At 56.1% G+C, this 5,561-nt stretch carries 3 tRNA genes and 3 rRNA genes; all 6 read right to left on the bottom strand.

The features are described 5' to 3' along the window. Positions 1 to 18 precede the first annotated feature (18 nt). Positions 19 to 95 (bottom strand) — tRNA-Met (locus C8P69_RS23065). A gap of 120 nt (positions 96 to 215) precedes the next feature. Then, positions 216 to 330 (bottom strand): 5S ribosomal RNA (rrf, locus tag C8P69_RS23070). 83 nt (positions 331 to 413) lie between these two features. Beyond that, positions 414 to 3,207, bottom strand: a 23S ribosomal RNA gene (locus tag C8P69_RS23075). A 273-nt stretch (positions 3,208 to 3,480) separates the two neighbouring features. Continuing rightward, positions 3,481 to 3,556: transfer RNA gene (locus tag C8P69_RS23080), tRNA-Ala, on the bottom strand. Between the two features lie 92 nt (positions 3,557 to 3,648). Continuing rightward, positions 3,649 to 3,725 (bottom strand) — tRNA-Ile (locus C8P69_RS23085). A 156-nt stretch (positions 3,726 to 3,881) separates the two neighbouring features. Beyond that, positions 3,882 to 5,361: ribosomal RNA gene (locus tag C8P69_RS23090) — 16S ribosomal RNA — on the bottom strand. The 16S, 23S and 5S rRNA genes sit together here with 3 tRNA genes alongside, the layout of an rRNA operon. Positions 5,362 to 5,561: the final 200 nt, after the last annotated feature.

Raw genomic sequence — 5,561 nt, forward strand, 5'->3', positions numbered from 1 at the left:
GCGGGGCTTTTGGTGTTTTGGTTGCGGGGGCCAGATTTGAACTGACGACCTTCAGGTTATGAGCCTGACGAGCTACCGGGCTGCTCCACCCCGCGCCACCTGTGGGAGGTTCGGATCCACGTGCGGAGCCGGACCCCGTAAACGACAAAACCGCGCGGGCAGCGCGGTTTCGGGTTGAGCGTCATCGTGAAGGTTTCGAGCGTTGTCCTTGGCAGGCCTGGCAGCGACCTACTCTCCCAGGTCTTGAGACATAGTACCATCGGCGCTGAGGAGTTTAACGGCCGAGTTCGGGATGGGATCGGGTTCAGACTCCTCGCCACAGCCACCAGGCCGGCGAAGGACAACGGAAGCAAGCTGGTTTTGATTGTTATTCGTCGATGACCAACCCTTTTGGGAGGGCATTGGTCATGAGAGCGTTCAAGCCTATCGAACGATTAGTACCGGTAAGCTGCATGCATTGCTGCACTTCCACACCCGGCCTATCAACGTGGTGGTCTACCACGGTTCTCAAGGAAGACCTCGTCTTGAGGCAAGTTTCCCGCTTAGATGCATTCAGCGGTTATCTTTTCCACACATAGCTACGCTGCACTGCCGCTGGCGCGACAACAGCTCCACCAGAGGTGTGTCCATCCCGGTCCTCTCGTACTAGGGACAGATCCTCTCAAGTCTTCAACACCCACGGCAGATAGGGACCGAACTGTCTCACGACGTTCTGAACCCAGCTCACGTACCACTTTAATCGGCGAACAGCCGAACCCTTGGGACCTTCTCCAGCCCCAGGATGTGATGAGCCGACATCGAGGTGCCAAACGACGGCGTCGATATGGACTCTTGGCCGTCATCAGCCTGTTATCCCCAGAGTACCTTTTATCCGTTGAGCGATGGCCCGTCCACGTGGAACCACCGGATCACTATGACCGACTTTCGTCTCTGCTCGACTTGTCAGTCTCGCAGTCAGGCAGGCTTATGCCATTGCACTCGACGACCGATTTCCGACCGGTCTGAGCCTACCTTCGCGCGCCTCCGTTACTCTTTAGGAGGCGACCGCCCCAGTCAAACTGCCCACCATGCACTGTCCCGGACCCCGATGAAGGGTCGCGGTTAGATATCCATGTCTACAAGGGTGGTATTTCAAGGATGGCTCCACCAGAGCTGGCGCTCCGGCTTCAAAGCCTACCACCTATCCTACACATGCCAACACGAATACCAGTGCAAAGCTACAGTAAAGGTTCATGGGGTCTTTCCGTCTGACCGCGGGAACCCCGCATCTTCACGGGGAGTTCAATTTCACTGAGTCTATGCTGGAGACAGCGGGGAAGTCGTTACGCCATTCGTGCAGGTCGGAACTTACCCGACAAGGAATTTCGCTACCTTAGGACCGTTATAGTTACGGCCGCCGTTTACCGGGGCTTCGATTCAAAGCTTGCACCTCTCCTCTTAACCTTCCGGCACCGGGCAGGCGTCAGACCCTATACGTCGTCTTTAGACTTCGCAGAGCCCTGTGTTTTAGGTAAACAGTCGCCACCCCCTGGTCTGTGCCCCCACACCCTGCTTGCGCAAGGCATGGGCCTCCTTATCCCGAAGTTACGGAGGTAAATTGCCGAGTTCCTTCAGCATAGTTCTCTCAAGCGCCTTGGTATACTCTACCAGTCCACCTGTGTCGGTTTCGGGTACGGTCTGATGTGGGAGCTATTTCCTGGAACACCGCGGCCGCCCGGGAAATCCAATAATCCCGAACGACGGTAAGCATCCGTCACTACCCACTGGCTCACGAATATTAACGTGATTCCCATCGACTACGCCTCTCGGCCTCGCCTTAGGGACCGGCTAACCCTGCGCAGATTAACTTTACGCAGGAACCCTTGGACTTACGGCGACAGAGTCTCTCACTCTGTTTGTCGTTACTTATGCCAGCATTCTCACTTCCGATACCTCCAGGCGCCCTCACGGGTCGCCCTTCGCAGGCTTACGGAACGCTCCGCTACCGCGCATTGCTGCGCCCTAAGCTTCGGCTCGTGGCTTGAGCCCCGTTACATTTTCGGCGCAAAGACCCTTGTTTAGACCAGTGAGCTGTTACGCTTTCTTTAAAGGATGGCTGCTTCTAAGCCAACCTCCTGGTTGTTTTGGGATCCTCACATCCTTTCCCACTTAGCCACGAATTAGGGGCCTTAGCTGTAGGTCCGGGTTGTTTCCCTCTCGACGACGGACGTTAGCACCCGCCGTCTGTCTCCCGTGTAGTACTCTCAGGTATTCGGAGTTTGGTTAGGTTTGGTAGGTCTGTGGGACCCCCTAGCCCATCCAGTGCTCTACCCCCTGAGGTATTCGCACGAGGCACTACCTAAATAGTTTTCGCGGAGAACCAGCTATTTCCCAGTTTGATTGGCCTTTCACCCCTAGCCACACGTCATCCGAGTCCTTTTCAACGGACACCGGTTCGGCCCTCCAGTGCGTGTTACCGCACCTTCAGCCTGCACATGGCTAGATCACTAGGTTTCGGGTCTAACGCGACGAACTGAACGCCCTGTTCAGACTCGCTTTCGCTGCGCCTACGCCTATCGGCTTAAGCTTGCTCGTCACGCTAAGTCGCTGGCCCATAATACAAAAGGTACGATGTCACCCTTGCGGGCTTCACCTGTTTGTAAGCGTCCGGTTTCAGGAACTGTTTCACTCCCCTCGTCGGGGTGCTTTTCACCTTTCCCTCACGGTACTTGTTCGCTATCGGTCACTGAGGAGTACTTAGGCTTGGAGGGTGGTCCCCCCATGTTCAGGCAGGGTTTCACGTGCCCCGCCCTACTCGAGGATGCATCATACTTTACGTCTACGGGACTATCACCCACTGAGGTCCGGCTTTCCTTCCGGTTCGACTTATATCTGATGCACCACTGGCCTGGTCCGCGTTCGCTCGCCACTACTAACGGAGTCTCTGTTGATGTCCTTTCCTCCGGGTACTTAGATGTTTCAGTTCCCCGGGTTTGCTCAAAACCCCTATGTATTCAGGATTTTGTACCTCGCTATGACAATTAGAAGCCAAAGACTGCATGTCACCACACAGCCTCAGAGTTCTAATTGTCGGAGGTGGGTTTCCCCATTCAGAAATCCACGGATCAAAGCCTGTTCGCGGCTCCCCGTGGCTTATCGCAGCGTACCACGTCTTTCATCGCCTCTCAGTGCCAAGGCATCCACCGAACGCCCTTACGACACTTGATCGCTCTCATGATCGATGCCCACCCCTCGGCAGAGGTTGCGCAGGTGTTGCTGCGCTATGGGGCATCGACGGAATAAGACCAGCTTGCTTCATGATTTGACCAGGGCCGGCGGTCAGGCGCAGCCACTTGGTAGACGCTATGGCCATGCCGGAAGTCCCTTCCAGGACAACCCCATGACCAAACCGGTCAAATCACCTCTTCACGATGTCGGACAACCGGCCGCAGCACCCGATGGCGCAGCGGCAAACTCTTTTTTCACTTGCGGACGGCATCCTGGTGGAGCCAGACGGGATCGAACCGACGACCTCATGCTTGCAAAGCACGCGCTCTCCGAGCTGAGCTATGGCCCCTTCAGGAGCATCGACCCGTGGCAGCGCTTTCAGCCATGCTGACGCATGGCCTGTCGCGCCTCGTCGCACGATCGCAAGCGATCGGCGAGGCATGGTGGGCCTGGGAAGACTTGAACTTCCGACCTCACGCTTATCAAGCGCGCGCTCTAACCAACTGAGCTACAAGCCCGAAGCTCGACACCCGGGGCTCAAGGTCATGAGACCGAGCCCTTCATCCGCAAGGAAAGAGAAACGAAGACGGCAGAGTTCCGCAAGGCGTGGCCTGAGAAGCCACTATTGTTCCAATGAAGAACCGAAAAGCCGAAGCTTGAGGGCTCTACCTTAGAAAGGAGGTGATCCAGCCGCAGGTTCCCCTACGGCTACCTTGTTACGACTTCACCCCAGTCGCTGAGCCTACCGTGGTCAGCTGCCCCCTTGCGGTTAGCGCACTGCCTTCGGGTAAACCCAACTCCCATGGTGTGACGGGCGGTGTGTACAAGGCCCGGGAACGTATTCACCGCAGCATTCTGATCTGCGATTACTAGCGATTCCAACTTCATGCACTCGAGTTGCAGAGTGCAATCCGAACTGAGACGGCTTTTGGAGATTAGCTTGGCCTTGCGGCTTTGCTGCCCACTGTCACCGCCATTGTAGCACGTGTGTAGCCCAGCCCGTAAGGGCCATGAGGACTTGACGTCATCCCCACCTTCCTCCGGCTTATCACCGGCAGTCCCTCTAGAGTGCCCAACTGAATGCTGGCAACTAAAGGCGAGGGTTGCGCTCGTTGCGGGACTTAACCCAACATCTCACGACACGAGCTGACGACAGCCATGCAGCACCTGTCTCCGCGCCTCCGAAGAGGACCGCCCATCTCTGGGCGTGGCACGGGATGTCAAGAGCTGGTAAGGTTCTGCGCGTTGCTTCGAATTAAACCACATGCTCCACCGCTTGTGCGGGCCCCCGTCAATTCCTTTGAGTTTTAATCTTGCGACCGTACTCCCCAGGCGGAATGCTTAAAGCGTTAGCTGCGCCACTGAGGAGCAAGCTCCCCAACGGCTGGCATTCATCGTTTACGGCGTGGACTACCAGGGTATCTAATCCTGTTTGCTCCCCACGCTTTCGCACCTCAGCGTCAGTATCGGACCAGTTGGCCGCCTTCGCCACTGGTGTTCTTGCGAATATCTACGAATTTCACCTCTACACTCGCAGTTCCACCAACCTCTTCCGAACTCGAGACCATCAGTATCAAAGGCAGTTCTGGAGTTGAGCTCCAGGCTTTCACCCCTGACTTAATGGTCCGCCTACGTGCGCTTTACGCCCAGTGATTCCGAACAACGCTAGCCCCCTTCGTATTACCGCGGCTGCTGGCACGAAGTTAGCCGGGGCTTATTCTTCCGGTACAGTCATTATCTTCCCGGACAAAAGAGCTTTACAACCCTAAGGCCTTCATCACTCACGCGGCATGGCTGGATCAGGCTTGCGCCCATTGTCCAATATTCCCCACTGCTGCCTCCCGTAGGAGTCTGGGCCGTGTCTCAGTCCCAGTGTGGCTGATCATCCTCTCAGACCAGCTACTGATCGTCGCCTTGGTGAGCCGTTACCTCACCAACTAGCTAATCAGACGCGGGCCGATCTTTCGGCGATAAATCTTTCCCCCGAAGGGCTTATCCGGTATTAGCTCCAGTTTCCCGGAGTTGTTCCGAACCAAAAGGTACGTTCCCACGCGTTACTCACCCGTCTGCCGCTCCCCTTGCGGGGCGCTCGACTTGCATGTGTTAAGCCTGCCGCCAGCGTTCGTTCTGAGCCAGGATCAAACTCTCAAGTTGAATGAGATCTTGAACCGGCTAGTCACTACGTTGAATTGACAGAGGACACACCTAGAACAATCTCGCGATCGTCCTTGGTTGTCTCATCTGAAACGTAGCACTGCCGAAGTCTCGTCATCGACCAGTCCGAAGACCGGTCCGCAAGAACTCCGCCGCCTACGTTTCTCTTTCCCATATTCAATTGTCAAAGAACCGGAACC

The sequence above is a fragment of the Phreatobacter oligotrophus genome, from assembly GCF_003046185.1.
Lineage (GTDB): Bacteria > Pseudomonadota > Alphaproteobacteria > Rhizobiales > Phreatobacteraceae > Phreatobacter > Phreatobacter oligotrophus.